23 protein-coding genes and 2 tRNA genes are annotated in these 25,779 nt (G+C 62.2%); 7 read left to right on the forward strand and 18 right to left on the reverse strand.

All coding sequences use genetic code 11. The features are described from left to right. Nucleotides 1-44: 44 nt before the first annotated feature. The 8 genes from AC1DWQ_RS09545 to AC1DWQ_RS09580 form a co-directional block, all read right to left on the reverse strand. On the reverse strand, nt 45-800 hold the full coding sequence (locus AC1DWQ_RS09545; RefSeq protein WP_477669405.1) for an ABC transporter ATP-binding protein: 756 nt from the start codon (nt 798-800) through the stop codon (nt 45-47). A gap of 114 nt (nt 801-914) precedes the next feature. Next, on the reverse strand, nt 915-1,664 hold the full coding sequence (locus AC1DWQ_RS09550; protein WP_477669406.1) for an ABC transporter ATP-binding protein: 750 nt from the start codon (nt 1,662-1,664) through the stop codon (nt 915-917). Continuing rightward, a complete protein-coding gene (locus AC1DWQ_RS09555; RefSeq protein ID WP_477669407.1) occupies nt 1,657-2,679 on the reverse strand; it encodes a branched-chain amino acid ABC transporter permease in 1,023 nt (340 codons plus the stop codon). Before AC1DWQ_RS09555 ends, AC1DWQ_RS09550 begins: the two co-directional genes overlap by 8 nt. After that, nucleotides 2,676-3,539, reverse strand: a complete 864-nt coding sequence (locus AC1DWQ_RS09560; RefSeq protein WP_477669408.1) for a branched-chain amino acid ABC transporter permease — start codon at nt 3,537-3,539, stop codon at nt 2,676-2,678. The genes AC1DWQ_RS09555 and AC1DWQ_RS09560 overlap by 4 nt, the downstream gene beginning before the upstream one ends. Nucleotides 3,540-3,677: 138 nt before the next feature. Continuing rightward, entirely contained in the window at nt 3,678-4,304 is a 627-nt protein-coding gene (locus AC1DWQ_RS09565; protein ID WP_457280737.1) for a LysE family translocator, read from the reverse strand. A 182-nt stretch (nt 4,305-4,486) separates the two neighbouring features. Next, nucleotides 4,487-5,674: an ABC transporter substrate-binding protein gene (locus tag AC1DWQ_RS09570; RefSeq protein ID WP_457280738.1), complete on the reverse strand. Its 1,188-nt coding sequence runs from the start codon at nt 5,672-5,674 to the stop codon at nt 4,487-4,489. 196 nt (nt 5,675-5,870) lie between these two features. Beyond that, nucleotides 5,871-7,448, reverse strand: coding sequence for a benzoate-CoA ligase family protein (locus tag AC1DWQ_RS09575; protein WP_477669409.1), 1,578 nt, complete (start codon nt 7,446-7,448; stop codon nt 5,871-5,873). Between the two features lie 96 nt (nt 7,449-7,544). After that, on the reverse strand, nt 7,545-8,036 hold the full coding sequence (locus tag AC1DWQ_RS09580) for a flavodoxin domain-containing protein (protein ID WP_457280740.1): 492 nt from the start codon (nt 8,034-8,036) through the stop codon (nt 7,545-7,547). A 134-nt stretch (nt 8,037-8,170) separates the two neighbouring features. Here AC1DWQ_RS09580 and AC1DWQ_RS09585 point away from each other — a divergent pair, with 134 nt between their 5' ends. The 3 genes from AC1DWQ_RS09585 to boxB all read left to right on the forward strand — a co-directional run bounded on the left by AC1DWQ_RS09585 (nt 8,171) and on the right by boxB (nt 12,337). After that, the gene (locus tag AC1DWQ_RS09585) at nt 8,171-9,067 is read left to right on the forward strand and encodes a helix-turn-helix transcriptional regulator (RefSeq protein WP_477665943.1); all 897 of its coding nucleotides are present in this window, start codon (nt 8,171-8,173) and stop codon (nt 9,065-9,067) included. A gap of 22 nt (nt 9,068-9,089) precedes the next feature. Continuing rightward, on the forward strand, nt 9,090-10,784 hold the full coding sequence (gene boxC, locus AC1DWQ_RS09590; RefSeq protein WP_477669622.1) for a 2,3-epoxybenzoyl-CoA dihydrolase: 1,695 nt from the start codon (nt 9,090-9,092) through the stop codon (nt 10,782-10,784). A gap of 128 nt (nt 10,785-10,912) precedes the next feature. Further along, the gene (gene boxB, locus AC1DWQ_RS09595) at nt 10,913-12,337 is read left to right on the forward strand and encodes a benzoyl-CoA 2,3-epoxidase subunit BoxB (protein WP_477669410.1); all 1,425 of its coding nucleotides are present in this window, start codon (nt 10,913-10,915) and stop codon (nt 12,335-12,337) included. 123 nt (nt 12,338-12,460) lie between these two features. Here boxB and AC1DWQ_RS09600 read toward each other — a convergent pair whose 3' ends face one another. Genes AC1DWQ_RS09600 through AC1DWQ_RS09610 form a run of 3 tightly spaced genes read right to left on the reverse strand, consistent with a single transcriptional unit; the run spans nt 12,461 to nt 14,806 of the window. Further along, on the reverse strand, nt 12,461-12,847 hold the full coding sequence (locus tag AC1DWQ_RS09600; protein WP_477669411.1) for a DUF488 domain-containing protein: 387 nt from the start codon (nt 12,845-12,847) through the stop codon (nt 12,461-12,463). A 49-nt stretch (nt 12,848-12,896) separates the two neighbouring features. Continuing rightward, nucleotides 12,897-14,363, reverse strand: a complete 1,467-nt coding sequence (locus AC1DWQ_RS09605; protein ID WP_477669412.1) for a TRAP transporter large permease subunit — start codon at nt 14,361-14,363, stop codon at nt 12,897-12,899. Then, the gene (locus AC1DWQ_RS09610) at nt 14,360-14,806 is read right to left on the reverse strand and encodes a C4-dicarboxylate ABC transporter substrate-binding protein (protein ID WP_477669413.1); all 447 of its coding nucleotides are present in this window, start codon (nt 14,804-14,806) and stop codon (nt 14,360-14,362) included. The genes AC1DWQ_RS09605 and AC1DWQ_RS09610 overlap by 4 nt, the downstream gene beginning before the upstream one ends. A 209-nt stretch (nt 14,807-15,015) precedes the next feature. Here AC1DWQ_RS09610 and AC1DWQ_RS09615 point away from each other — a divergent pair. Then, nucleotides 15,016-15,092: transfer RNA gene (locus tag AC1DWQ_RS09615), tRNA-Pro, on the forward strand. Between the two features lie 108 nt (nt 15,093-15,200). Here the strand turns inward: AC1DWQ_RS09615 and AC1DWQ_RS09620 are convergent. Beyond that, complete coding sequence (locus tag AC1DWQ_RS09620; RefSeq protein ID WP_477648732.1) at nt 15,201-15,644, reverse strand: response regulator; 444 nt, start codon at nt 15,642-15,644, stop codon at nt 15,201-15,203. A 239-nt stretch (nt 15,645-15,883) separates the two neighbouring features. On the opposite strand from AC1DWQ_RS09620, the gene AC1DWQ_RS09625 reads away from it, so the two are divergent. Continuing rightward, nucleotides 15,884-15,960: transfer RNA gene (locus tag AC1DWQ_RS09625), tRNA-Arg, on the forward strand. Between the two features lie 293 nt (nt 15,961-16,253). Here the strand turns inward: AC1DWQ_RS09625 and AC1DWQ_RS09630 are convergent. Then, the gene (locus tag AC1DWQ_RS09630) at nt 16,254-16,958 is read right to left on the reverse strand and encodes a glutathione binding-like protein (RefSeq protein WP_477669414.1); all 705 of its coding nucleotides are present in this window, start codon (nt 16,956-16,958) and stop codon (nt 16,254-16,256) included. A gap of 56 nt (nt 16,959-17,014) precedes the next feature. Between AC1DWQ_RS09630 and AC1DWQ_RS09635 the strand changes: the two genes are divergently transcribed. Further along, on the forward strand, nt 17,015-17,701 hold the full coding sequence (locus AC1DWQ_RS09635) for a hypothetical protein (RefSeq protein ID WP_457280747.1): 687 nt from the start codon (nt 17,015-17,017) through the stop codon (nt 17,699-17,701). Nucleotides 17,702-17,791: 90 nt separating this feature from the next. Here AC1DWQ_RS09635 and AC1DWQ_RS09640 read toward each other — a convergent pair whose 3' ends face one another. The 5 genes from AC1DWQ_RS09640 to AC1DWQ_RS09660 form a co-directional block, all read right to left on the reverse strand. Then, nucleotides 17,792-19,051, reverse strand: a complete 1,260-nt coding sequence (locus AC1DWQ_RS09640) for an acyl-CoA dehydrogenase family protein (RefSeq protein ID WP_477669415.1) — start codon at nt 19,049-19,051, stop codon at nt 17,792-17,794. A gap of 49 nt (nt 19,052-19,100) precedes the next feature. Further along, nucleotides 19,101-20,192 carry a phosphotransferase gene (locus AC1DWQ_RS09645; RefSeq protein ID WP_477669416.1) on the reverse strand — a complete coding sequence of 364 codons (1,092 nt, stop codon included), beginning with the start codon at nt 20,190-20,192 and terminating at the stop codon, nt 19,101-19,103. 21 nt (nt 20,193-20,213) lie between these two features. Continuing rightward, nucleotides 20,214-20,939, reverse strand: a complete 726-nt coding sequence (locus tag AC1DWQ_RS09650; RefSeq protein WP_477669417.1) for a Crp/Fnr family transcriptional regulator — start codon at nt 20,937-20,939, stop codon at nt 20,214-20,216. A gap of 139 nt (nt 20,940-21,078) precedes the next feature. After that, the gene (locus AC1DWQ_RS09655; protein WP_477669418.1) at nt 21,079-21,858 is read right to left on the reverse strand and encodes an oxepin-CoA hydrolase, alternative type; all 780 of its coding nucleotides are present in this window, start codon (nt 21,856-21,858) and stop codon (nt 21,079-21,081) included. 160 nt (nt 21,859-22,018) lie between these two features. Beyond that, nucleotides 22,019-23,539, reverse strand: coding sequence for a 3-hydroxyacyl-CoA dehydrogenase (locus AC1DWQ_RS09660; protein WP_477669419.1), 1,521 nt, complete (start codon nt 23,537-23,539; stop codon nt 22,019-22,021). Between the two features lie 56 nt (nt 23,540-23,595). Between AC1DWQ_RS09660 and AC1DWQ_RS09665 the strand changes: the two genes are divergently transcribed. Next, nucleotides 23,596-25,731 carry a type IV pilus assembly protein FimV gene (locus tag AC1DWQ_RS09665; protein WP_477669420.1) on the forward strand — a complete coding sequence of 712 codons (2,136 nt, stop codon included), beginning with the start codon at nt 23,596-23,598 and terminating at the stop codon, nt 25,729-25,731. The last annotated feature ends 48 nt before the right edge of the window (nt 25,732-25,779 follow it).

The raw sequence follows: 25,779 nt of genomic DNA on the forward strand, positions 1-25,779 counted from the left end.
TGGGCGGCCAAAGTTTCAGTCATGCCAGGATGGTGACTCCCGGCTCATACGCCAAGGTATTGCGCCAGCAGTTCGGGTTTGGCGTGCAGCTCGGCCGAGCTGCCTTCAAATACCACCTGGCCCTTGACCAGGATGACATTGCGGTCGGTAATCTGGGTGACGTGTTTCCAGTTCTTGTCGACGATCACGCTGCTGATGCCGGTCTCTCGGATCAGGCCGCAGATGCGCCAGATGTCCCGCGCAATCAGCGGCGCCAGGCCTTCGGTGGCTTCGTCGAGGATCAGCACGTCGGGATTGGTCATCAGTGCGCGGCCGATCGTCAGCATTTGCTGTTCGCCACCGGAAAGCTGCTGCCCGCCGTGGTTCAGGCGTTCTTTCAGGCGCGGAAAGGTCTCCAGCACGCGCTCGTAGGTCCAGTCGTTTCTGCGGCCCACGCCGTCTGCGGCGCTTCCTGGTCTGCCGGCGCGCGCCGCCATCTTGAGGTTTTCGGTCACGCTGAGGTTGCCGAAGATGCCGCGGCCTTCGGGCACATAGGCGATGCCGAGGCGGGCGATTTCGTAGGGCGGGGCGCCCGTCATGGGCCTGCCGTTGATGGCGACCGAGCCCGAGCGTGGCTTGACGAGGCCCATGATGCTTTTGAGCAGCGTGCTCTTGCCCATGCCGTTGCGGCCCATGAGGCCTATGGTCTCGCCGCGCGCGACGTGAAAGTCTATGCCGCGCAGTACGTGGCTGGCGCCGTAATAGGTGTGAATGTCCTGGGCGCCGATCAGGATGTCGATCTGTTTCTCAACCATGCTCATAAGGTCTCCAGGCGGGGCCGCAGCGCCGGGCCGCCCCAAGCAAGGCCAGCCCCTGGTGAAGTGAAAGGGGCAGCGCGCCGCAGGCTCGAAGTGAAAAGCGTGGGGGCCATATTCTCAGTGCTCCTCGCCTAAATACGCTGCCTGCACGCCTGCGTCGGCACGGATTTGCGCGGGCGTGCCGCTGGCGATCACCTGCCCGTTGACCATCACGGTGAGCTTGTCGGCCAGCGCGAACACCGCGTCCATGTCGTGCTCGACTAGCAGGATGCCGTGGTTTTTCTTGATGGCCTGCAGCAGGGCGACCATGCGCTCGGCTTCGGCCACACCCATGCCGGCCAGCGGCTCGTCGAGCAGCAGCACCTGCGGCTCGGTGGCCAGGGTCATGGCGATTTCGAGTTGACGCTGCTCACCGTGGCTGATAGTGCCGGCGATGCTGTGCTTGCGGTGTTGCAGGCCAGCCAGTTCCAGCGCTTCTTCGGCGCGGGTGTTGACTGCCGCGAAGTTCGTGGCACGCTTGAGCCAGTGCGCGGCATGCGGCGCACGCGACTGTGACGCCAGCCGCACGTTTTCCCAGACGCTGAAGGGCAGGAAGATATTGGTCTTCTGGTAGCTGCGCCCCAGTCCCTTGCCCGAGATTTTTTCGGGTGTCCAGCCAGTGATGTCATGCCCGCCCAGCGTGACCGTACCCGAGGTCGGCGGCAAGTCGCCAGAGAGCAGGTTGGTCAGCGTGGATTTGCCGGCACCGTTGGGGCCGATGACGGCGTGAATGTGGTTGCGCCAGAGATCGACCGATACGTCGTTGACGGCAGCCAACCCGCCGAAGCGTTTTGTCAGGTTCTTTGCACTGAGGAGGACTTCACTCATGGCCAGCCTCCGCCTTATTCTTGCGCTGGGTGAATTTTTCGACCAAGCCCAGGATGCCGCGCGGCGCAAACGTGACCAGCAGCACGATAAAGAGGCCCATCCACAGCTGCCAGTGCTTGCCCAGGTTGACGCTGCCGATTTGCGGCAGGTCCTTGAAGACGTGCAGCAAATACTCAAAGGCGAACGCGCCAACGATGGCACCGGCAAAATTGCCCATGCCGCCCAAAATGACCATCATGATCGCGTGCGCGCTCATGTGAAAGCCCATGAGCTCGGGGTTGATGTAGCCCGTTTGCGCACCCCACAGGTAACCCGCCAGACCCGCCAGCGCGCCGGCCAGCGTGAAGGCGGAGAGCTTGTAGCCGAAGGTGCCGAAGCCCATGGCGCGCATGCGGTGCTCGTTGACGCGTATGCCGGCCAGCGTGCGGCCAAACGGGCTCCAGAGCAGGCGGCGCAAGAAGGCGTAAACCAGCAGCACGGCCGCGAGCGTGAAGTAGTAGAGCGTGACCTTCTTGTCGAGGTCGAAGGGCACCCAGCCGAAGATGGCTGCGCTCGGCTTGAAGTTGACGTACAGCCCGTCAGAGCCGCCCAGCGCCTTGTTGTCGAAGAAGAGGTAGAACACCATTTGCGCGAAGGCCATGGTGACCATGATGAAGTAGATGCCGTGCGTGCGCACTACAAAGAAACCGATGATGAGGGCGGCCAGGCCAGAGGCCGCCACGGCCACAGGCAAGGTCCACCACAGGCTGACAGGCTCGCCGGCGGGTGTTAAAAAGGCCAGCGCATAGCCGGCCAGGCCGAAGTAAGCCGCGTGGCCCAGCGACACCAGACCGGTCACGCCCTGCAGCAGGTCCAGGCTCATGGCAAAGATCGCCATGATCATCATGCGCGTGACCATCTGGGTGTAGAAGTCGGTGCCGACGAAGGGGAAGGCGACCAGCGCGATCAGACCCAGGCCCAGCGCCACCTGCACGCCGCGCGGCAGGATTTCGAGATTTGCTTTGGCAGAGCTCATTGCTTGAACAGACCTTCAGGTTTCCAGAGCAGCACGCCTGCCATCAACATATACACCAGCATGCCCGCCATCGAAGGCAGGAGCACTTTGCCAAAGGTATCGACCAGGCCGACCAGCAAGGCGGAAATCAGCGCACCGCGCACCGAGCCGATGCCGCCAATGACCACCACCACAAAACACATGATGAGGACTTGCGAGCCCATGTTGGGATAGACGCTGGCCACGGGCGCGGCGATCATGCCGGCCACTGCGGCCAAGCCCACGCCCAACGCGAACACCACGGCGTGGATCAGCTTGATGTTGATGCCCAGCGATTCGGCCATGTCGCGGTTAAAGGCGCCGGCGCGTATCTTCATGCCCAGGCGGGTTTTGGAGATCATGAAATGAAGGCCCAGTGCCAGCGCGATGCACACGCCTGACATGAAGAGGCGGTAGACCGGGTAGGAGAGGTTGTCGGTGAGCGGGATCGAGGCGCCCAGCAGGTCGGGAATCGTGACGCCATGGACATCGTCGCCCCAGAGGATGGAGCGCACTTCTTCAAAGATATAGATCAGGCCGAAGGTCAGTAACACCTGGTCCAGGTGGTCGCGCTGGTAGAAATGGCGAAACAGCAACCACTCCAAAGCCAGCCCGAAGACGACCGACAGCACCGCGCCCAGCAGGATGGCCAGCGTGAGGCTTCCTGTCAGCGTGCTGAGCGACCAGGCCAGGTAGGCGCCCAGCATGTAGAAGCTGCCATGAGCCAGGTTGACCACACCCATGATGCCGAAAATCAGCGTGAGGCCGGCGGCCAGCATGAACAGCAGCAGGCCGTACTGGACGCTGTTGAGCAACTGAATGAGGAAGTTGGCTAGATCCATGTGCGCTCTAAAAATTCGGAGACTGTGAATTGACGGCAATGCCAGCCAGCAGGGGCCGCGGAACCGGCTTCGCCGGGCCGCAGGCGCAGCGCCCCCTCGGGGGGCAGAGAGCTACACAAAGTGAGCGAACGTGGGGGCTCATGTATGTCGGCGAGTGAATAGGAGCAGGCTGCCCATCAGGGTAAAGAGGCCACCCGAAACGCGGTTAAACCAGCGCACGGCCCGGCTGGATCTCAGCAGCGGTGCGATGCGCGCCACGCCCAAGGCGCAGCCGGTCAGCACGGTGAACTCAAACGCCATGAAGGTGAGGGCGAGGATGGCGAACTGCGGCACAAAGGGCGCGGCCGGATTCAAAAATTGCGGGAAGAACGCGGCAAAGAACAGGACCGCTTTGGGGTTGCTGGCGCCGACCAGGAAGCCGCGCAGGAAAAACGAACGGCGCTGGGCTGGTGCTTCACCTGCGGCAGGATCAAAGACAGCCGCTTCACTGCGGAAGGTCTTGATCCCCAACCAGATCAGATATGCAGCGCCAATCACCTTGGCTACGGTAAAGGCGGTTTCAGACGCCGCCAGCAACGCGCCTAGTCCCATGGCCGACAGCAGCATCACACACAGCACCGCGCTGACGCTTCCAGCCACCGAAGTCATGGCCTTGCGCGGACCATGGTTGAGCGCATTCGTCATGCACATCAGCATGGTCGGGCCGGGTGTGAGGATCAGCAGGGCGACTGCTGCGACGTAGAGGAGGTAGGTAGTGAGCGTCATGGTGAGGATGCTACAAGACAGAAAGCACACCTCATACCAGTTTTACCTAAGAATGAGGCGGGGCGGCCCATGTGACTTCATACCAGCATGAGCCGCGGGACTGGCTTTGCCAGACCGCAGGCGGGCGGCCCCCTCGGGGGGCAGGGAGCTACACGAAGTGAGCGACCGTGGGGGCCACGTCTTCAGGCCATCTTGCAGCCGGCGCCCGAGTCGGCCAGCGCCTTGGCTGCCACACCAATCACCTTGTTTTCCTTGTTCTCGACCACGCGCAGGTACATGTCCTGCACAGGGTTGTGCGACGGGCTCATGGTCCACTTGCCGCGCGGGCTGTCGATGACGGCGCCTTCCAGGGCTTTGTAGAGGGCCGGCTTGCTGCTCAGGTCGCCCTTCACCGCGTTGGCGCCCTGAATCAGCAGCAGGCCGGTGTCGTAGCCCTGCACGGCGTAGACGTCGGGCTGCAGTCGGAAGGTCTTGGCGTAGCTCAGGCGGAACTGGCCATTGCGCTGCGTCGGTAGCGAGTCGCTGTAGTGCATGGTCGTGATGATGCCGTTGGCAGCGGGGCCGGCGGCCTCGAGCACGCCTTCTGTCAGGAAGCCGGAGCCGTACAGGGGAATTTTTTCCTTCAGGCCCGAGGCGGCGTAGTCCTTGATGAATTTGGCCGCGCCGCCGCCGGCGAAGAAGCAGGCCACGGCGTCAGGCTTGAGCGCGGCGATTTCGGTCAGCAAGGCCTGGAATTCGACCTGCGGGAAGGGCAGGCCGAGCTCCTTGACGATGGTGCCGCCCGCAGCGGTATAGCTTTCCTTGAAGCCTTCAAAGGCCTCGTCGCCTGCGGCATATTTCCAGGTGATCCACACAGCCTTTTTGTGGCCGCGGTCAACCATGGCCTTGCCCAGCGCGCGCGTGGGCTGCGAGTTGGTGAAAGACGTGCGAAACACATTGGGCGCGCACAGGCTGCGCGTGGCGGCGTGCACGCCGGCGTTGGGGATCAGGCTCAGCACGCCGGAGTCGCGGGCGACTTTCTGGATGCCCATCTGCACGCCCGAGTGCACCGTGCCGACGAGCACGTCGACCTTGTCGCGCTGCACCAGTTTGTTGGCGTTTTCAATGCCTTTGGAAGGTTCGGACTCGTCGTCGACCTTGAAGTATTCGATCTCGCGGCCGCCGAGTTTGCCGCCTTGTTCGTTGATGGCCATGCGAAAGCCGTTTTCAATGGCGACGCCGAGCTGGGCGAAGGTGCCGGTATAGGGCAGCATGAAACCCACACGCACCTTGGCGGACTGCGCACGCACGATTTCGGGCAGCAAAAGGCCGGTGGAAGCGGCACCGATAACGGCAGCACTGCGGGTCAATACAAGTCGGCGTGAAGTCATGGAATAGCTCCTGGTTGAGACTGAAGACAGTGAGACGAATAGTAAGCGTGCGTTGTGTATGCAGCCCTAGTGTAAAACCCGAGATTGAAGATTAAATTGTTTACACCTAAAGCAATAGCCGTGCCCGATTTGCGCATTTTTTCGGCCCGCCGGCGCAGGGTATTTTCCGGCTGCCTGCTTCCCGGGGTTTTCCATGTCAGTGCGGCTGGCGCAGCTTGAAGCGCTGGATCTTGCCGGTGGCCGTCTTGGGCAGTTCGCTCACAAATTCAATCCAGCGCGGGTATTTGTAGGGTGCAAGCTGCAGCTTCACATGGGCCTTGAGTTCGTCCACGGTGGCGGCCTGCCCGGCCTTGAGCACCACATAGGCCTTGGGCTTGATGAGTTCGTCAGCGTCGGCCACGCCGATCACCGCCACTTCCAGTACGGCGGGGTGCGTCATCAGGCAGGCTTCGACTTCAAACGGCGAGACGTAAATGCCGCCGACCTTGAGCATGTCGTCGCTGCGCCCGCCGTAGGTGTAGTAGCCGTCAGCGTCGCGGGTGTATTTGTCGCCGCTCTTGGTCCATTCGCCGGCAAAGGTGGCTTTGGTCTTGGTGCGGTTGTTCCAGTACATGATGGCCGCGCTGGGCCCGCTGATCTGCAGCTCTCCGATTTCCCCGTCGGCGCATTCACGCCCGTCGTCGCCGATGATGCGCAGCCCGTAACCCGGCACGGCCTGGCCGGTTGTGCCGTAGCGCACCTGGCCGGGACGATTGCTTAAAAAGATGTGCAGCATCTCGGTGGAGCCGATGCCATCCAGGATTTCGCAGCCGTATTGCGCGGTCCATTTTTTTCCGATTTCAGCGGGCAGGGCTTCCCCGGCGCTGGTGCACACGCGCAGGCGCAACTCGGACTTCGCCGGCCGGGCCGGATCGGCCAGCAGGGCCGCATACAAGGTGGGCACACCATAAAAAATCGTGGGCTGGTATTTTTTGAGCAATGCAAACACGTCAGCAGGCGTGGGCCGCGCGGGCAGCAACACCGTGGTGGCACCCACACTCATGGGAAAAGTCAGTGCGTTGCCCAGGCCGTAGGCAAAAAAGAGCTTGGCAGCGGAATACACCACGTCGTCTTCCCGGATGCCAAGCACGCCGCGGCCATACAGCTCGGCCGTCTGGATCAGGTGGCTGTGCAGGTGTACGGTGCCTTTGGGTGCACCGGTCGAGCCGCTGGAGTAAAGCCAGAAGCAGACCCCATCGGCGCAGGTGTCTGCTATGGTTTTGGTAGCTTCTTGCGCACGCAGGACGCCACTCAGCGTGGGATATCGCGGGGATTCTTCAATGCCGGCGACGATCACGGTTTTTAGCGTGTCCATTTTTTTGAGCAGTGGCTCAAAGGCCGGGAGCAGGGCACTGGAGACGATAAGGCCCTGTGCCCGCGAGTCGCGCAGCATGAACTCGAAGTCGGGAGGTGTGAGCAGGGTGTTGGCCGCCACGGGCACCGCACCCGCAAGAATGCAGCCGAGGAAAGCGACGGGCCACTGCGGCGTGTCCAGCATGGCCAGCAGCACGCGGCTTTCAGGGGCCACCCCCTGGGCACGCAAGGCGTTGGCAAAACGGTGGGCCTGGTCGATGAGTTCGCCGTAAGTCAGCGCCTCGCCGGTGGTGGCATCGATGAAGGCGACCTTGCCCGCACGGCCGGCATTGCGCTGCAGCAGGTCGTGCGCGGCGTTGTAATTGCGCGGAATGGTTACCCGTGGCGGGCTTGCCGAATGGTCTGCGCTGCTTGCTTGCATGCTTGTCTCCAGATTGCTCTTGCTATTATTTTGGTAGCTGCTTGCGCATGCACATCAAGCGCTACGGGCCGATTTCTTATAAATTCATGATGCAGATCAAGCGGTGGCCGGGCTTGCTCCCAGCGTCTGCAGTGCGCCGGTGAGCCACTGGCGGCACCACTCAGTGCCTTCTGTTTCGGGCATGGTTCCGCTGCTGGCGTCGTGGCACCAGATATCGCCGATGCGCTGGGCGCCCAGGTCGGTCAGGCGTTCGTCGAACTTCTTGCCGCCGAAGCAGAAGGTCTGCATATAGGTACGGTCGCCGAGCGCGATAACGCCGTAGCGCACATGCCCCAGGAATTGTGGGTTGGCGCTCAATGATTCGTAGAGGGCACGGGCGTTGTCGGGTACATCACCAGAGCCGTAGGTAGAACTGCAGATGAGATAAAGTGCATCTTCCGCCTTCGAAGCATCAAAGACGCTGATGTCCAGGTTGTCCATCAGTTCGACTTCAATGTCGCTCACGAGGTCGGCGCAATCCATCTGTATGGCCTGTGCCACATAGTCGGCGGTACTGGTCATGGTACCTACAAGGATTTTGAGTTTCATCAAGAAGTCTCCAAATAAAAGATGCACTAAACTGCTTGACATCAATTTAACCTGAAGTATACTGCAATTTAGACGAAATGCAACTGGCAAAGCCCTGAAAGGGCGACTTTTTACACAGGTGCTTCTTGGAAATCATGTCCGAACAGGAATCGAAAGCCACGCTCAGTGAACTGGGCGCCCGCGTTCGTGCGTGGCGCGCGCGCCGGGGCATGACGCGCAAACAGCTGGCGTCGGACTCTGGCCTGAGCGAACGCTTTCTGGCCGATGTGGAAACCGGCAAGGGCAACGTTTCGATCAATTCCCTGGAAGCCGCGGCCCGCGCGCTGAACATCTCTATCCTTGAGCTGCTGCAGGACGCGCCGCGGCCGGCTTTGGCCCGTGTGCAGGGCTTGTTGACGCGGCTGGATGATTCGCAACTGGACCAGGCCTACAGCCTGCTCGGCAGCACCTTCGGCCTCAGCGACTCATTGGGCCGCGAGCAGCGGGTCGCGCTGATCGGCCTGCGTGGCGCCGGCAAGTCCACCTTGGGCAGCCAGCTGGCGGCCGAGCGTGGCGTGCCTTTTATCGAGCTGGACCGCGAGATTGAACGCGAAGCCGGTACCAGCATGAACGAAATTTTGCTGCTGCATGGGCAGGCCGGCTACCGGCGCTATGAGCGCCGCGCGCTGTTCCGCATCGCCGAAGACCACCCGGATGGCGTTGTCATGACCACGGGCGGCAGCATCGTGAGCGAGCGCGAAACCTTCGATTTGCTGCAAAGCCGTTTTTACTGCGTCTGGCTCAAAGCCAGCCCCGAAGAACACATGGCCCGCGTGGTGGCCCAGGGCGACATGCGGCCTTTCGACACGACCCGCGGCGCGACCGACGAGGCGATGGAAGACATCCGCCGCATCCTTTCGAGCCGCGAAGCGCTCTATGCCCGCGCCGACGCCGTGGTTGATACCGCTGCGCGCACACTGAAACAAAGCCTCAAAGACCTGGAACGCGCCGTTCCCAAAACAACCGTCCGCGACACCGTCGAACGGGCATAACCGGAGACACCCCATGAACGCCATGACAGAACCGCTTTTATTCAAACAGGTCATCGAAGGCCAGGAGCGCGAGCTCGTGAGTTTCTCCACCCACCCCAGCAAATACCAGCACTGGACGCTGAGCGTGGAGGGTGACGTCGCGCGTCTGAAGCTGGACATCAACGAAGACGGCGGCATCAAGCCCGGCTACAAGCTCAAGCTCAACAGCTATGACCTCGGCGTGGACATCGAACTGCACGACGCGATCAACCGTGTGCGCTTTGAGCACCCGGCCGTCAAGGTGGTGGTGTTCGAGTCGGGCAAGGAAAAGATCTGGTGCTCGGGCGCCAACATCTACATGCTGGGCCTGTCGACGCACGGCTGGAAGGTCAACTTCTGCAAATTCACCAACGAAACCCGCAACGGCCTGGAAGACTCCTCGCGCCATGACGGCCTCAAGGCGATTGCCTCCGTGACCGGCGCGTGTGCCGGCGGCGGCTACGAGCTGGCCCTGGCCTGTGACCGTATCATCATGGTGGACGACCGTTCTTCCACCGTCAGCCTGCCTGAAGTGCCCTTGCTGGGTGTGTTGCCCGGCACTGGCGGCCTGACCCGCGTGACCGACAAGCGCAAGGTGCGCCGCGATCTGGCAGACATCTTCTGCACCACCAGCGAAGGCGTGCGCGCCGACCGCGCCAAGGACTGGAAACTGATCGACGCCCACGCCAAGCCGCAGCAGTTTGGCGATCTGCTTGCTACAGAAATTGAAGCACTTCGCGCACAGTCTACAAGGGCTGCAGCCTCAAAAGGCATTGAACTCACACCGCTGAAGGCCGTCATTGATGATGCCGGCTACCGATACAGCCTCGTTGATGCGCAGGTCGACCGTGAAAAGCGCATTGCCACCATCACGGTGAAGGCGCCAGCCGCAGCCATTGAGTCCACGCCCGATGCCATCGAAGCCGCAGGCGCCAACTGGTACCCGCTGAAATTGCAGCGCGAACTGGATGACGCCATCCTCAACCTGCGCACCAACGAACTGGAAGTCGGCACCTGGGTCATCAAGACCACAGGCGATGCCGGCCAGGTGATCCGCATGGACGAAACGCTGGCCAAACTGAAAGACCACTGGCTGGTCAAGGAAACCACGGGTGCGCTGCGCCGCACCCTGGCCCGGCTGGACGTCACCAGCCGTTCGCTGATTGCGCTGGTCGATGCGGGTTCGTGCTTTGCCGGCACTTTCTACGAACTGGCTCTGGCCTGCGACCGCATCTACATGCTGGACTTGCCCGATTCACCAGACGCCGCGCCTGCGCTGCAACTGAGTCCGGCCAACTTCGGCTGGTTCCCCGCCGTCAATGGCCTGACGCGCCTGCAAACCCGATTCTGCGAAGACGATGCCACCATTGCACAGTTGCAAAAACTCGGCGACAGCCCGCTGCGCGCTGATCAGGCGCTGGCGCTGGGCCTTGTGACCTTGACGCCCGACGACATTGACTGGGAAGACGAGATCCGCATCATGCTGGAAGAGCGTGCTTCGCTCTCGCCCGACGCCATGACCGGCATGGAAGCCTCGTTGCGCTTCCCGGGGAAAGAGACGATGGAGACGCGCGTGTTTGGGCGGCTCTCGGCCTGGCAGAACTGGATTTTCATTCGTCCGAATGCGGTGGGTGAGGACGGTGCCTTGAAACTTTTCGGCACGGGCAAGAAAGCCAAGTTCGACTGGAAGAGGGTGTAACCCCCCGAAGCGCCTGCGGCGCCTCCCCCCAGGGGGCGCCACCTGCGGCCCGGCAAAGCCGGTTCCGCGCTGGCACTGGTACTGACATTGCTGCTGCCGCCTCGCAACTTATTTGATGGAAGAACGCCATGAGCTCAATAGATCTGCAAGCCCTCATCCCCAACAACGTCCACCTGGGCGAAAACCGCCAGCTCCAGCGCGCGCTGGAGCACTGGCAACCCGCCTTTCTGAACTGGTGGGACGAAATGGGTCCCAGCGACTTCAAGGCCAAGGAAGTCTATTTGCGCACTGCTGTCGGCGTGGATGCATCAGGCTGGGCCAGCTACGGCTACACGCCCATGCCCGATTACCGCTGGGGCATCTTTTTGGCTGACAAGGAAGAGGGTCGCAAGATTGGCTTTGGCGACCACATGGGTGAAGACGTCTGGCAGGACGTGCCCGGCGAATACCGCTCGACCTTCCGCCGTCTGATCGTGACGCAGGGCGACACCGAGCCGGCGTCTGTCGAGCAACAGCGCCTCTTGGGCCACACCGCGCCGTCGCTGTATGACCTGCGCAATCTTTTCCAGGTCAACGTCGAGGAAGGCCGACACCTCTGGGCCATGGTGTATTTGCTGCATGCGCACTTCGGCCGCGATGGCCGCGAAGAAGCGGAAGAGCTCTTGATGCGCCACAGCGGCGATGCCGACAAGCCGCGAATCCTGGGCACTTTCAACGAGCCCATGGACAACTGGCTGAGCTTTTTCATGTTCACCTACTTCACCGACCGCGACGGCAAGTTCCAGCTCAAGTCATTCGCAGAATCCGCCTTTGACCCGCTGGCGCGTACCACGCGCTTCATGCTGACCGAGGAAGCCCACCACATGTTCGTGGGCGAGACCGGGGTTGGCCGTGTCATCAAACGCACGCTGGAAGTGATGAAAGAGCTGGACACCGACGACGTCGCCACACTGCGCAAAGCCGGTGTAATCGACCTGCCCACGGTGCAGAAATTCATGAACTTCTGGTTCACGTCGTCGTTGGACCTGTTCGGCTCGGAAGCGTCGTCGAACGCCGCCAACTACTTCAGCAACGGCATCAAGGGCCGGCCGGACGAAGCCAAGTTCGCCGACCACGTGGAACTCGAAACCGAGATGAGCATCGTGGTGCCGAACGGGCAGGGCGGTCTCAAAAACGAGACGATCTCGACCCGCAACGGCATGAATGAGATCACGCGCCTCGAGTACGTCAAGGACTGCAATGTCGGCGTGACGCGCTGGAACATGGGCATCAAGCGCGCGGGTGTGGATTTTGAGTTGACCCTGCCGTCCACACGTTTTCGCCGCGCGGTCGGCGCCTGGGCCGGTAATTTCACCGACCCGCAGGGCAACCCGATCAGCGCCGCCGATTTCGAAGCGAAAAAAGACCAGTGGCTGCCCACGCCGGCCGATACGGCATTTGTCAAAAGCCTGATGAACCGAGTTACCGAACCCGGCAAGATGGCCGCCTGGATCGCGCCGCCGGACCGCGGTATCAACGCCAACCCCTTGGAGTACGAATACGTCAAATTGTGAATATGGCCCCCACGGTCGCTCACTTCGTGTAGTTCCCTGCCCCCCGAGGGGCCGCTGCGCCTGCGGTCTGGCAAAGCCAGTCCCGCGGCCCCGGCTTGATTTGACGTGACCGCTTCACCAGCCTCAGGCGATATTTGCGCCGCGTTCTTTGAGTAAGTCCCGCAGTAGCGAGCGATGGCAACGCGCCTCGTTTTCGCAATAGCAGCCCATGGCGAAATTCGCCTGGTGTGACAGCGCCGCCAGCAGGTCCAGGTTGCGGCTGGCATCGGGTTCGTTCATTTCAGCCCGGTATTTTTTGCTGAAGGCTGCCCAGTCCTTGTCGGAGTTAACCGACTGGCCCAACTTCATGGTTTCCACGCTGGGCGCGAGGCTGGGGTACCAGACGTCATACCAGTCCTGCGAGGCGAACTCGGTTTTCGGCACGCCGCGCGGCGGTCTTCGCACCGTGCCTATGCGCAAACCTTCGTTGGCACTTCGCGCCGTGCCCAGCCTGACGATCCTGATGGCCATTACGGTCTCCTTTTTGGCGAACGGTTCAAGAACCCTGTTCTGGAACGACTCAGGGCGCGGCGGCGGTGCCCGGCTCAGGGGACTCAACGCGCGACATCTCCCGTATCTGGCGCGCGATCTCATCTTCGGCCATTGGCGCTTTCTCAGAAGCCACAGGGGCCGGCGTGTCCAGCCAATGCACCGCGGCCGGAAAGGCGAACACCACCACCGTGAGCGCCACCTGCACCAGCAGCATGGGCCATAGCGCGCCCAACAGGCGCCGGCTCGAAACGGCCGGCAGGCCCGAGCGGGCCCGGGCCATCAGCACGGCATAGCCCATGGGCGGTATCAGGAAACTCAGCTGCAGCACCAGCAGCAGCAACACTGCCGCCTGCTGGGCATCGCCCAGCCGCGCGATCAGCGCCGGCGCGACGATGGGCACGATGACAAAAATCATTTCGAACGCATCCAGCACCCAGGCGCACGAGGCCACCAGCAGCAGTACCAGGGCCGCCGTCACGCCCGGCGGTAGCGTGGAGCCCAGCAGCAGGCCGTTGAGCCAGCGGTCGGTGCCGAACACCCGGAAGACCAGGCTGAAGGTAGTGGCACCCACCAGGAGTGCAAACAGGGCACCGCTGAGCTTGAGCGTGTCGGCCAGCACCGCTTGCCAGCCTGCCGCCGAAATCGAGCGGCCCGCGAGGGCGGCTGCGACCAGCAGCATGGCACCCGTGGCCGCCGCTTCCACCGCATAGAGCTTGCCGGTAAAGACGCCGGCCAACAGCAGCACGATGGTGCCGCCCGCGAGCAGGGCGACTGCCACCTGCGCACGGCTGAGCGGGGTGTGCTGCGGCTTTTCCTGAAGCTTTCGCGCCTGGCGCCAGGCCACTAGGGCCCAGAGCGCCAGTACGCACAGGGCGGGCAACAGCGCGGCATGCATCACGTCCTGGGTGTTGATGATGCGCTGGCCGGCCTGCAGGTAGCCCGGCAGCCGGCTGGCTTCCAGGTGCGCCAGCATCATGGCATCGCCCAGCAGCAGCAAGACCAGAGAAGGCGGCACTACCACGCCTATGGTGGCGGCCACACTGATGATGGAGATGGCCTGCGCGGTGTCCAGGTGCGCCATGCGCGGTGCTATCAGGCGCGAAAGCAGGGCCGAACTGGAAGCGACCGAGCCGTTCATGGGCGCGATAAGGGCGCCGACACCCAGGGCCGAGAGGGCGTGCGCGCCGGCCAGGGGCCGGAACAGCCGCAGCAAGGCGGAGAACAGGGCGTCGGCCACTGTCAGGCGCTGCAGCAACACGCCCATGAAGACATACAGCGGCATAGCCTGCAGCAAATCGTTTTCCAGCAGGCCCAGTGTTCGCACGGGCAGGGCCTGCAAGATCTGGAGGTCAAAAGCGCCTGCGGCCAGGCCCAACGTGGCGAATAAGCTGGAGACGCCGATCAGCAAGGCCCAGACCGGCAGGCCGGTGGCGAGAATCAGCACGCCCAGGAGCAGAAGCATCCACAAGCCCGCGAGGGGGCCGGTGAAACTCATGGCGAGCCCGGCGCGCGGCCGTGCGGCAGGAGTTCGAGCAGGCCTTCCGCCAGCACCAGCAAGAGCATCAACACCATCGCGATCTTGATCACGAAGTAACCCGGGCTGAGTGTTTCACCGAACCGTTCGAAAGTAGCCACGGAAGCCACCAGTAGTGGCCAGCCGGCCCAGAGCATGAACAGCGCCCAGGGCGCGATGCAGACCAGCAGCGCCCAGGAATGCCAGCGCGGGCGGGGTGCGCCGGAAGGGTGCGGCTGCAGGGAAGCGAGGTGGGTATGGCTTCTGGAGGCCGCGGTCACGGCTACAGCCACGTACAGTGCGAATAGCACTTGCGCCGCATCATTGGCCTGGCGTGAGTAGGCCTGGACGAGTTCGCGCAGCGGCCATTGGGCCAGCAGCAGTGCCGCCAGCGGTAGCACCAGCAGCCCGAATACTGCTGTCATGCGTGTCAGACCCTTGTCGATCCAGGACACGGCCCCGGCGGCGGCCCGCATCATCATGCGGCGGCAAGGCTGCTGCCAGCCTTCCCCTCGGGCCGGTGCGGATCAGGCTGGGCAACGAGGCGAAGTTTCATTGGGTAATCCAGTGAATGGAAAAAATGAGGAGGGGTGCGGGAAAGTGTAGCGGGTTCAGGCTATAATATTTGACTAGTCGGAGTGTGGCGCAGTCTGGTAGCGCACCTGGTTTGGGACCAGGGGGTCCAAGGTTCGAATCCTTGTACTCCGACCAAAAATTCCCAGCAAAAAGCCCACTTATGTGGGCTTTTTCACGCCTGTCTGTTGGGGCGCCTCGCCAGTTCGGCCTTGGCAGCCCTCAGTCTCGCCAACGGCGGCGTTTTCAGGGCTTGAGTAACGACCCAAAGTTGGATGTGCGCCAGTATTCGCGCACCTGTTCCAGTTTTTCCTGAAAATCCCGAAAGTGCAGCGGCTTGCGCACGTAGCTGTTAAGCCCGCCCTGGAGCTCTTTCACCACCGGGGAGTATTTGGATTCGGACGTCAGGAGGATGACGGGTACAAAGAAGGTGCGGGGGTCGGCCCGCATGCGCTGCATGACTTCCAGCCCGCTGAGGCCGGGCAAATTCAGGTCCAGCATGACGAGTTCGGGCGGATGGTCGTTGGGCCGGTTGCTGTAAGCACCTTCGCAGAAAAGGTATTCCAGGGCTTCCGTGCCGTCGCGGGCAACGATGATTTCATGGTCCGCACCGTTTTCCTGCAATGTCACCGTGGTGAGCTCTACATGGGCAGGGTTGTCTTCCACCAGCAGCAGGATTGGTCGGGTCATGTGCGTGCCTTTGCGTTTCTTTCGTGTAGACAATATACCCCTGACAGGGAGCCAGCCATAGGTGAGTCATTGCGGTGTGTGAGAACCACAACAAACCGCCGTGTCCGAATCACTGCGTGCCGGACATGTCCGACCCTGTTGCCCGGGGTATCCGGCAGGCGTTTGAAGGTATGATTCGCGACGAACTGAATCCTGCAGTTCGCACGTTTGCGGCTCCGCCGCGCTGACACACATACAGACTGCCCGTAGCTCAGTTGGATAGAGCATCAGCCTTCTAAGCTGAGGGTCGGGGGTTCGATCCCCTCCGGGCAGGCCAATCGACCGCTTCAAGCTACTGCGGACCCGTGATCAAAGCCAATACGTTCCTCGCGATCCTCACGTACCCGAAGGTACGTTCCGGTCGCTGCGGTACGGTTTGGCTTTGCTGACGGGTCCTCGCTACGCTTGCTATCGGCCGATTTTCTTGTCTGGGCGTCAGCTCGATGCGCTTTTATCCTTACTTACCGCTCCGGCTCTTCCGGTGCGGCTCGGGCTTGCTGACGCGTTCTCGCTACGCGATCTGATCCCAAATCGGGGGACAACGCTCCTGGTATCGGATCGCCGCCGGACTCAACGTTTTTCGTACTGCGTCTTGCCAAACAGGATTTCCCGCGCCTTGTCGTCGGTGATGGGCCTGCGCAGATCGGCCAGTACCTTGACGCCACGCTGCACGGCGGGGCGGTCGCTGATCAGGTCAAACCATTTCTTGAGGTGAGGGTAGTCGGCCCAGTCGATGCCGTGGTTTTGCCAATTGCGCAGCCAGGGGAAGATGGCGATGTCGGCGATGGTGTATTCATCGCAGGCGATGAACTTGTGGGTGGAAAGCTGCTTGTCCATCACGCCGTAAAGCCGCTTCGTTTCATTCGTGTAGCGGTTGATGGCGTAGTCGATTTTCTCGGGCGCGTACTGCCGGAAATGGTGGGTTTGCCCGATCATGGGGCCGACGCCGCCCATCTGGAACATCAGCCACTGCAGCACCTGGAATTTGAGGCGGTCGCTTTTTGGCAAAAACTGGCCGGTTTTTGCGGCCAGGTACAGCAGGATGGCGCCGGATTCAAACACCGGGATCGGCTTGCCGTCGGGGCCGACCGGGTCAACCAGCGCAGGAATCTTGTTATTCGGGCTGATAGCCAGAAATTCGGGCTTGAACTGGTCGCCGGTGCCGATATTGACTGGAATCGCTTGCCAGTCCCGGTCCAGCTGCAGCCCGCATTCTTCCAGCATGATGTGGACCTTGTGGCCGTTCGGTGTGGGCCAGGAGTAAACATTGATCATTGGCGCTTCCTTGGACTAACATGAGGTTGCTGCACTTTAAGAGAAAAGCCAAAACCATGTTTGAGCGGTTGAAGAAAGTCTTTGTCGGGGGTAAGGGGGATGCGGGCGACGCCGGCGCCTCCGACGATGCCGTGTCCGAGTGGGCCGGTACCCGCGGCTTTTCTTATACCGGCCTGGGGGAAGGCAAGGGTTTTGCCCTGAAAGGTTCCGTGAGTGGCAAACCCTGGAAGATGGAGCGTGGCCGGGCCTCGCGCGACTACATCCGCGGCGAAGAACTCCGCGCCCGCGGTGAGATCAAGGTCAACGACGACGTCACGGTGCTGGTCATGAACCGGGCACTGAAGGATTCACTTGAAAAACGTGCTTACCAGGCCTATACCGACACCCTGCAGACCACCGCAGACCTGAGCATGCCGGAAGAGGTGCGCTGGCTGGCCATGTATTCGGAAGTAGGTTGGGAAAGCCTGCCCAAGCCGTTCTGGCAGCGCTACGCAGTCATGGCAGACCAGCGTGTGCATGCGCAGGCCTGGCTGGACACCCACCTGGTCGACTTGCTGATGAACTGGCCGGAGCCATCACCAGATGCGCAAGTGCCTTTTATCCTGATGATTCTGCGCGGCAAGGCTTACCTGCGCATGCAATACACCCCCGCCGACATGCCGACGCTGGAACATGCGGCCCAGATCTTCACGAGCGCCTGCGAATCGGCCATTGCAGGCCTGTCCAACGACATCACGCTCTGATCGCATTGCCATTTTCAGGGTGAAATTGGCACTTTAGCCGTATGGGGTGAGCGCGAGTAGCTATTGATTTAATAGCAAAATTTGAGCGTATCAGCCGCCACGCGTTATGGGCATCTCGATTTCGCCGGGCATCAGCAAGTGCTTGGCCAGCTCAAGCTTGGCCAGAGAAGCTCGATGCACCTCGTCCGGGCCGTCGGCCAGGCGCAGGGTGCGCTGGCTGGCGTAGGCATAGGCCAGCGGGAAGTCGTCCGACACACCGCCTCCGCCGTGGGCCTGGATGGCCCAGTCGATGATCTGGCAGGCCATGTTGGGCGCCACCACCTTGATCATGGCGATCTCGGCCTTGGCAACCTTATTCCCAACGGTGTCCATCATGTAGGCCGCCTTGAGCGTCAGCAGGCGGGCCTGCTCGATCATGCAGCGGGCTTCGGCAATGCGCTCGTGCCAGACCGACTGGCTTGCGATCGGTTTGCCGAAAGCCACGCGGGTATTGAGGCGCTTGCACATCAGCTCCAGCGCGCGCTCGGCAATGCCGATGCTGCGCATGCAGTGGTGAATGCGTCCGGGCCCGAGGCGCCCCTGGGCAATTTCGAAACCACGGCCTTCGCCCAGCATCAAATTGGCGGCGGGCACGCGCACATTCGTCAGGCGCACTTCCATGTGGCCGTGCGGGGCGTCGTCGTAGCCGAAGACCGACAGCGGGCGGATGACCTCGATGCCGGGCGTGTTGGCGGGCACCAGGATCATGGACTGCTGTTCGTGGCGGCCGGCGTCGGGGTTGGTTTTACCCATGACGATGTAGATGGCACAGCGCGGATCGCCCGCGCCGGATGACCACCACTTGAGGCCGTTGAGGACGTAGTCGTCGCCGTCGCGCTCGATGCGGCACTGGATGTTGGTGGCGTCGGACGAAGCGACTTCCGGCTCGGTCATCAGGAAGGCAGAACGGATCTCGCCCTTGAGCAGCGGATCCAGCCACTGGTCCTTGTTGGCTTCGGAGCCGTAGCGGGCGATGGTTTCCATGTTGCCGGTGTCGGGCGCCGAGCAATTGAACACCTCGGCCGCAAAGGGCACGCGGCCCATGATTTCGCACAGCGGCGCGTATTCGAGGTTGGACAGACCTTCAGGGGCGCGCGGCGAGTGCGGCAAAAACAGGTTCCACAGGCCGGCGGCACGCGCCTTGGGTTTGAGCTCCTCGACCAGCCTGGTCGGGATCCAGGCATTGCCCTTGGCGCGGTTCTCGGCGATTTCGCGGAAAAAGCGGGCCTCATTGGGGTAAACATGCTCGTCCATGAACTTGAGCAGGCGCGCCCGCAGTTCCTGTACTTTGGGGGTGTAGTTGAAGTCCATGAAATCTCCAGAAAGATGTGAGGCGATGTTGTTATGAGACAGCGGTCGTTCAGCCCTGGCTTTTCAGGGCAAAGCCCCAGGCCATCCTGGCCAGCAGCGGCGCGCCGGCGGCCGAGCTGACGGCCTGGGCGCTGGAAGCCGTGCCGGCCTCGACGCGCTTGGCAATGCCTTGCAGAATGGCCGCGATGCGAAACAGGTTGTAGGCCATGTAGAAGTTCCAGTCGACCTTGAGCGCCTCGGGTGTGGTCAGCCCGGTGCGCTCGCAGTAAAGGCGTATGTAGTCGGATTCGGTGGGAATGCCCAGGCTGACCACGTCCAGCCCGCCAATGCCGCGGAAAGCGCCCGGCGGAATGTGCCAGGCCATGCAGTGGTAGCTGAAGTCGGCCAGTGGATGGCCCAGGGTGGAGAGCTCCCAGTCAAGCACGGCCAGCACACGCGGCTCGGTGGGGTGAAAGAGCAGGTTGTCCAGCCGGAAATCACCATGCACGACGGAGACCATGCTGTCGTCGCGCGCGCTGGCCGGGATGTTGGCCGGCAGCCACTGCATCAGGCTGTTCATCTCGGCGATGGGCTGGGTGATGGATGCGGCGTACTGCTTGCTCCAGCGGCCGATCTGGCGTTCAAAGTAGTTGCCGGGCTTGCCGTAGTCGGCCAGGCCCCGCTCGGTAAACTTCACCTTGTGCAGTGCGGCGACCACGCGGTTCATCTCGTTGTAGATATCCCCGCGCTGGGCGCTGGTCATGCCGGGAAGTGACTGGTCCCATAGCACGCGGCCTTCGACGAATTCCATTACATAGAAAGCGCGGCCGATCACGGATTCGTCCTCGCAGAGGCAATACATCCTGGGTACCGGCACGTCGGTGCCGTGCAGCCCCTGCATGACCTTGAATTCGCGCTCCACCGCATGGGCCGACGGCAGCAATTTGGCCACCGGTCCCGGCTTGGCGCGCATCACATAAGAAGCGGTGGGTGTGATCAACTTGTACGTCGGGTTGGACTGGCCGCCCTTGAAGATTTCCGCGGTCAGCGGGCCCTGGAAGCCAGGCAGGTGCTTGTCGAGATAAGCGGCAAGGGCTTCGAGATCAAAAGCGTGCGCACCCGAAACAGCCCGTGTACCGACAAAGTGATCGAAATTGCTCATGCTCAAACGTGTTGTCTCTGTTTATTTGTCAATTTCAGCTTCAGAGATGCGCATCAGGGTTGTGCGGTTGCGCACCACCAGGCCTCCCGGCTCGATCCGGATGGCTTCTTCGCGCTCCATGGATTTGAGCTCCTGGTTGACGCGCTGGCGCGAGGCGCCCAGCAGTTGCGCCAATTCCTCTTGTGCCAGCTGCAGGCCGATTCGCACCTCGCCGCTGTCCGCCAGGCTGGGCACACCGTAGCTGCGCACCAGGTGCAGCAGCTGCTTGGCCAGCCGCGCCCGCAAGGGCAGGGTGTTGAGGTCTTCCACCAGACCGAAGAGCTGCCGTATGCGCCGTGCATGCAGGCGCAACAGGGCCTCGTAGAGTTCGACATGCTGGCTCAGGATCTTGCGCAGATCGGCGCGCGAGACACACAGCAAGGTGGTCTCGCCATGGGCATAGGAGTCGTGGGTACGCCGCTCTCCGTCGAAGATCGCCACATCGCCGACCCAAAGGCCGGGCTCCACATAGGTCAGCGTGACCTGCTTGCCCGAAATCGAGGTCGAGCTGACACGAATGGCCCCACGTGCGCAAGAGATCCATTCCTCGGGCACGTCGCCGCGCGCGCTGATGAGTTCGCCGTCTTTGTAGCGTTTGACGTAGGCGCATCGGAGTATGTCGTGCCTCAGGGATGGGGACAGGGATGAAAACCAGCGGCCATTGTTAATGGCCTCTCGTTCCTCTATCGTAAGAATGGGATCGTCCATGGTCTGTCTTTTGAGTGACTAACAAGACGACCATTGTCGCTTGAGGGACCCGCCCGGCGCCAGTGGGCTGTCGCATGGGTGTCGCCCGGCCGGAGGCCTGGATTGTCGGTTGGGCAGCCCGCGACTGGCTGCCTGCCGCCTAGCGGTAGTGCGGCGTGCGCTTGTTCAGGAAGGCGTCTATGCCTTCACCCGCGTTGGCGTCGTGCAGGTTGCGCACGAAGTGATCACGTTCGTGGGTGAGCTGCTCGGTCAGCGTGCTGCCGGCTGCGTCGTTGATGAGTTCCTTGATGCTGGCCAGCGCATTGGGCGCGCGCGCATTCAGGTTTTCGGCCAGTTCAAGCGCTTGGGCCAAGGCCTCACCCGGGGCCGCAACGCGGTTCACCAGGCCAAAATCGTGCAGTCGGCGCGCGCCTATGCGTTCGCCGGCCATCAGCAATTCGCTGGCCAGCGCACGCGGCAAGGCGCGCGCCAGGACCCAGCTGCCGCCACCGTCGGGTGAGAGTGCCACGGTGCTGTAAGACATCACGAACACAGCGTTATCCGCTGCAACGACGAAGTCGCAGGCCAGCGCCAGTGAAAAACCCGCGCCGGCGGCAGCACCTTCCACGGCGGCGATCACCGGCTTGGGATAAGTCCGGATCGAGTCGATCCAGTTGTGCAGGCCTTCAATGCTCTGGGCTTGCACCTCCGGCGCCTCGCGGCGGTTGGCTTCCAGTCGCTGCAGGTTGCCCCCAGCGCAAAACATGGCACCTTCGCCGGTGATCACCACGCTGCGGATGTCTGGGTTGTTTTCAGCAGCATTTAGCGCCTCAATGCCCGCAGCGTAAATATCGGGGCCGAGCGCGTTCTTGAACTCGGGGTTGCTGATCGTCAGGATAAGGGTCTGACCCTCGCTCGTACCTTTGATTGCGCCTGCCATGCTAGTTTTTCCAATGCATCGAAATAAGAAATAGGCAGGGACCAAGTCCCCGTACAGATCCCCTTGCCAGTGGGGGCCGCGGAACTGGCTTCGCCAGGCCGCAGGCGCCGCCCCCTCGAGGGGGGAAGGTGCTACACGAAGTGAGCATCCGAAGGGGGTGTTATTCCTCCTGGTGTAACAGGCTAAGGCCGATGGCGCCGCGCCGCCGCAGCCAGGGGGAAGGGCGGTAGCGTTGGTCGCCGTAAACGGTCTGCATGTTGAACAACACTTCCAGCACATTGGTGGGGCCGTAGCGGTCACCCATGGCCAGCGGGCCCAAGGGGTAACCGAGGCCCAGCGTCACAGCCGTCTCAAGGTCTTTCGGGCTGCAAATGCCTTGCTGGCAAATGTCGCTGGCGATGTTGACGATGGTGGCCACCACGCGCTGGGTGACAAAGCCGCCGCTGTCGCGGATCACGCTGACCGCTTTGCCGTCGCGGGCGAAGAGGGCATGGGCGGCGTCGCGCATGTCGGTACGGGTGGCCGGGTTGGTCGCCAGTACGCGCCGCTTGGTGGCTGCGTCGTCGATCAGCATGTCGATGCCCACGGTGCGGGCCGGGTCCAGCCGCTCCACGACGGCGACGGTGGTGATGTCAAAGCCAAGGGGCGCCACCAGCATCAGGGCCTGCGGCGATGCGGAGGCGCCGGTCTCAATTTTGGCGCCCAGGTTTTTGAGCAGTTGCAACAGCTCCGAGCGGCGCGAAGCACGCGGCGACACCCACACCGGCGGAAGTTCGGTCACACCAGGGACGGCCTGCTCGGGCGGAACTTGCATGGTGCCGTCGGTGTAGCGGTAAAAGCCTTCACCGGTCTTGCGGCCCAGCACTCCGCCGGCCAGGCGCTGCGCCGTGATCACATTGGGGCGGTAGCGGGCTTCTTGGTAGTACTGGTGGTAGATTGACTCCATCACGGGATGGGAGACGTCGAGCCCGGTCAAGTCCATCAGCTCGAAAGGACCCAGCTTGAAGCCGGCCTGGTCGCGCAGGATGCGGTCTATGGTGGCGAAGTCGGCGACGCCTTCGCTGACGATGCGCAGCGCTTCGGTGCCGTAGCCTCGGCCGGCGTGGTTGACGATGAAGCCGGGCGTGTCTTGGGCCTGCACGGGTGTGTGGCCCATTTGCCGGGCGTATTGGCTCAGGCCTTCGCACACAGCGGGACTGGTCTTCAGGCCGGCGATGACCTCCACCACTTTCATCAGTGGAACGGGATTGAAGAAATGGTAACCGGCAAGGCGTTCGGGGTGCTTCAGGTCTGCGGCGATGGCCGTTACAGAAAGCGAGGAGGTATTGCTGGCCAGAATGGTGTGCACAGGTACCAGTGTCTCGAGTTCGGCGAACAGGGCTTTCTTGACCTCCAGCCGCTCCACGATGGCTTCGATGATGAGGTCGCAGGCCGCCAGGTCGGTGAGGGTGGCGGCCAGCACAAGCCGGTCTTTGTGCCCGGCTGCCGCGGCTGCGTCGATGCGGCCTTTTTCAACGAGCTTGTCCCATTGGGCACAGATGGCTTCGCGCGCTTTTTCCGCGGCGCCTGCCTGCGCGTCCATCAGCCTGACGGTGCTGCCGGCCTGCACGGCGATCTGCGCAATGCCGCGCCCCATGGCGCCGGTGCCAACTATTCCCACATTCGTGTAATTTACTTCCATGCCTGAATTATGGCTGACCGTATTTGGCAGGGTACCGTGTCAAAATTGCCCACCCCATGAAACTTGCCAAGAAGCCTGTCAAATATCTCCTTGGCGTTCTGCTGATGGGCGTTGCCGTCCACAGCGTGGCCTTGTCGCTGGGGCGCATGCGCGGCGCCACCCTTGTCGGACGCCCCCTTGATGTCACCCTGTCGGCGCACCTGGACGGCACGGAAGGGTTGTCTGCAGTCTGTGTGGCGGCAGATGTGTTTTTTGGCGACAGCCAGGTTGCCCAGGACAAGGTACGTGTCATCACGTCGCAAGGCGCTTCCGGTGAAGCGCTGATCCGCATCCGCACAAGCTCCGGCGTCGATGAGCCGGTCGTGACACTCTATGTGCGTGAAGGATGCCTGCAGAAAAACACGCGCAAGTATGTGCTGCTGGCGGAAGTGGCCGGAGAAAACACCAGCCCGGTTCCCGTTGTCGGCGGAGAAGCCGTTGCGACTGCGCCTCTGGTGGCGCAGATGCCTGGAGTTGCTGGCGCCGGCGGTAACGCCGCAAAGGCACAGGCAGGCTCCGCGCCCTCCAGCCCGGGAAAAGCCCCAAGAGCGAGGTCCGGAAAAGTCCCGCCTGTCGGAGGCAGTGAATTGCGATCGGCTACCTCAGTTGGGTTGCTGCAGGCAACGCCTGCTGTTCGCGGGGCTGGCAAGTCCGCATCCGGGCCAGCGGGCAAGCTCCGTTCTCGCCTGAAACTTGACCCCATTGACCTGGCGGCCGAGCGCGACCCTGTGCTCCGGTCTTCGCCGGAGCTGCTGACGGAGCCCTCAACAGACGCCCAGCAGCGCGCTGCCGCCGCCGCACTGTGGCAGGCGCTTAATGCACAGCCGCAAGACATGGTGCGCGACAGCCAGCGCCTGAAATCCCTGGAAGCCGATGTTGCCGGCATGCTCGCGCGAAGCCAGAAAACCGAAAAAGCCGTGATGGAAATGCGCGGCCAGCTTGAGCAGGCGCGCGGTGAACGCTATAACAACTGGCTCGTATACGCCCTTTACGCCTTGCTGGCCGCCTCCCTTCTTGCGATCCTGGCACTATGGATACGTAGCCGACAGCAAAGCCGTGTCAGCCGGGGATCCTGGTGGGGCAAAGGGTTTGCCGAAGACAGCGCGCCTTATGTGACTGAAGGTACGGGTAACACCGGGAAAGCCTTCTTGCGCAGGGCCTCAGAAGCTGAATCGGTGAGCGCCGGGCCTTTGCCCGATTCGCTGGTTGATTTCGATCCCAGCGAACCATTTTTCGAGGCGCCGAAAAATACGCCGGCTTCAAGCGCCGTGGCGCGCCCAAGGGTTGCCGAATCCAGATTCCCCTCGGAATTTCTGCCTAGCCTGAGCGGTATCAGCAGCATGCCGCGGATTGTGAATGCCGAAGAGCTGTTTGATGTGCAGCAACAGGCCGATTTCTTCCTGTCGCTCGGCCGGCCCGACAAGGCGGTAGATGTTCTGCGTCACCACATCATGGACAACGTGGAAACAAGCGCGCTCGTCTATCTCGACCTGTTTGACCTCTATCACAGCTTGGGCCGCCGCGAGGATTACGACGCGTTGCGCACAGACTTCAACAAGATGTTCAATGCCAAGGTGCCGGCATTCGACGAATACGCGGCGGATACGCACGATCTGGAGTATTACACGGAGGCCCTCTCGCGGATTGAGGCCCTCTGGCCAACTCCCAAGGTGCTCGACGTACTTGAAGAGTCCATATTCCGCAAACCGGATTCGCGGGGAGAGGTCTTCAGCCTGGCCGCCTACCGCGAGCTGTTGCTCCTCCACTCTATCGCAAAAAGGATTGTTAGCCGGCCGCCCGGCAACGCCGAAGCACCGGTCAGGTTGTCGGACGCACCTTCGGTTCCGACCATGCCGGACACGCTCCCTGGCGTTGCAGGTTTTGGGCCTACCAGCATCCAGCCACTGTCAGCCCGGTTCCAGATCGTGGCGCCCTTGCCATCTCCTGCCGTGGCAGGTGCAACCGACCCGACACAGCCTCCCGCTTCCCCCCGGCTTGGTCTTGATATTGATTTGAGTGCAGGCGAGGGGGCGGACCTGGCCCCGTTTCCATCAATCGATGCAGGTGCGCAGCCGCCGCAATCCGCTGCCAACAATCTCATCGAGTTTGACCTCGACTTTCCGGATTCTTCGGGGCCGACGCAGAAAACTTGAGCGAAGTTTGAGCCTGGCTCGCCGGGAATCCCGGGTTTACGCGCACTT

The sequence above is a fragment of the Polaromonas sp. P2_G11 genome, assembly GCF_056403595.1.

Bases quoted from the DNA above. Each gene is read 5' to 3' on its own strand.
- AC1DWQ_RS09575 (WP_477669409.1), bottom strand. From the start codon at position 7,448: ATGCAAGCAAGCAGCGCAGACCATTCGGCAAGCCCGCCACGGGTAACC.
- AC1DWQ_RS09555 (WP_477669407.1), bottom strand. From the start codon at position 2,679: ATGAGCTCTGCCAAAGCAAATCTCGAAATCCTGCCGCGCGGCGTGCAG.
- AC1DWQ_RS09580 (WP_457280740.1), bottom strand. From the start codon at position 8,036: ATGAAACTCAAAATCCTTGTAGGTACCATGACCAGTACCGCCGACTAT.
- AC1DWQ_RS09600 (WP_477669411.1), bottom strand. From the start codon at position 12,847: ATGGCCATCAGGATCGTCAGGCTGGGCACGGCGCGAAGTGCCAACGAA.
- AC1DWQ_RS09660 (WP_477669419.1), bottom strand. From the start codon at position 23,539: ATGGAAGTAAATTACACGAATGTGGGAATAGTTGGCACCGGCGCCATG.
- AC1DWQ_RS09610 (WP_477669413.1), bottom strand. From the start codon at position 14,806: ATGACAGCAGTATTCGGGCTGCTGGTGCTACCGCTGGCGGCACTGCTG.
- boxC (WP_477669622.1), top strand. From the start codon at position 9,090: ATGACAGAACCGCTTTTATTCAAACAGGTCATCGAAGGCCAGGAGCGC.
- AC1DWQ_RS09645 (WP_477669416.1), bottom strand. From the start codon at position 20,192: ATGAGCAATTTCGATCACTTTGTCGGTACACGGGCTGTTTCGGGTGCG.
- boxB (WP_477669410.1), top strand. From the start codon at position 10,913: ATGAGCTCAATAGATCTGCAAGCCCTCATCCCCAACAACGTCCACCTG.
- AC1DWQ_RS09545 (WP_477669405.1), bottom strand. From the start codon at position 800: ATGAGCATGGTTGAGAAACAGATCGACATCCTGATCGGCGCCCAGGAC.
- AC1DWQ_RS09560 (WP_477669408.1), bottom strand. From the start codon at position 3,539: ATGGATCTAGCCAACTTCCTCATTCAGTTGCTCAACAGCGTCCAGTAC.
- AC1DWQ_RS09620 (WP_477648732.1), bottom strand. From the start codon at position 15,644: ATGACCCGACCAATCCTGCTGCTGGTGGAAGACAACCCTGCCCATGTA.
- AC1DWQ_RS09585 (WP_477665943.1), top strand. From the start codon at position 8,171: ATGTCCGAACAGGAATCGAAAGCCACGCTCAGTGAACTGGGCGCCCGC.
- AC1DWQ_RS09570 (WP_457280738.1), bottom strand. From the start codon at position 5,674: ATGACTTCACGCCGACTTGTATTGACCCGCAGTGCTGCCGTTATCGGT.
- AC1DWQ_RS09650 (WP_477669417.1), bottom strand. From the start codon at position 20,939: ATGGACGATCCCATTCTTACGATAGAGGAACGAGAGGCCATTAACAAT.
- AC1DWQ_RS09655 (WP_477669418.1), bottom strand. From the start codon at position 21,858: ATGGCAGGCGCAATCAAAGGTACGAGCGAGGGTCAGACCCTTATCCTG.
- AC1DWQ_RS09630 (WP_477669414.1), bottom strand. From the start codon at position 16,958: ATGATCAATGTTTACTCCTGGCCCACACCGAACGGCCACAAGGTCCAC.
- AC1DWQ_RS09640 (WP_477669415.1), bottom strand. From the start codon at position 19,051: ATGGACTTCAACTACACCCCCAAAGTACAGGAACTGCGGGCGCGCCTG.
- AC1DWQ_RS09665 (WP_477669420.1), top strand. From the start codon at position 23,596: ATGAAACTTGCCAAGAAGCCTGTCAAATATCTCCTTGGCGTTCTGCTG.
- AC1DWQ_RS09605 (WP_477669412.1), bottom strand. From the start codon at position 14,363: ATGAGTTTCACCGGCCCCCTCGCGGGCTTGTGGATGCTTCTGCTCCTG.
- AC1DWQ_RS09565 (WP_457280737.1), bottom strand. From the start codon at position 4,304: ATGACGCTCACTACCTACCTCCTCTACGTCGCAGCAGTCGCCCTGCTG.
- AC1DWQ_RS09635 (WP_457280747.1), top strand. From the start codon at position 17,015: ATGTTTGAGCGGTTGAAGAAAGTCTTTGTCGGGGGTAAGGGGGATGCG.
- AC1DWQ_RS09550 (WP_477669406.1), bottom strand. From the start codon at position 1,664: ATGAGTGAAGTCCTCCTCAGTGCAAAGAACCTGACAAAACGCTTCGGC.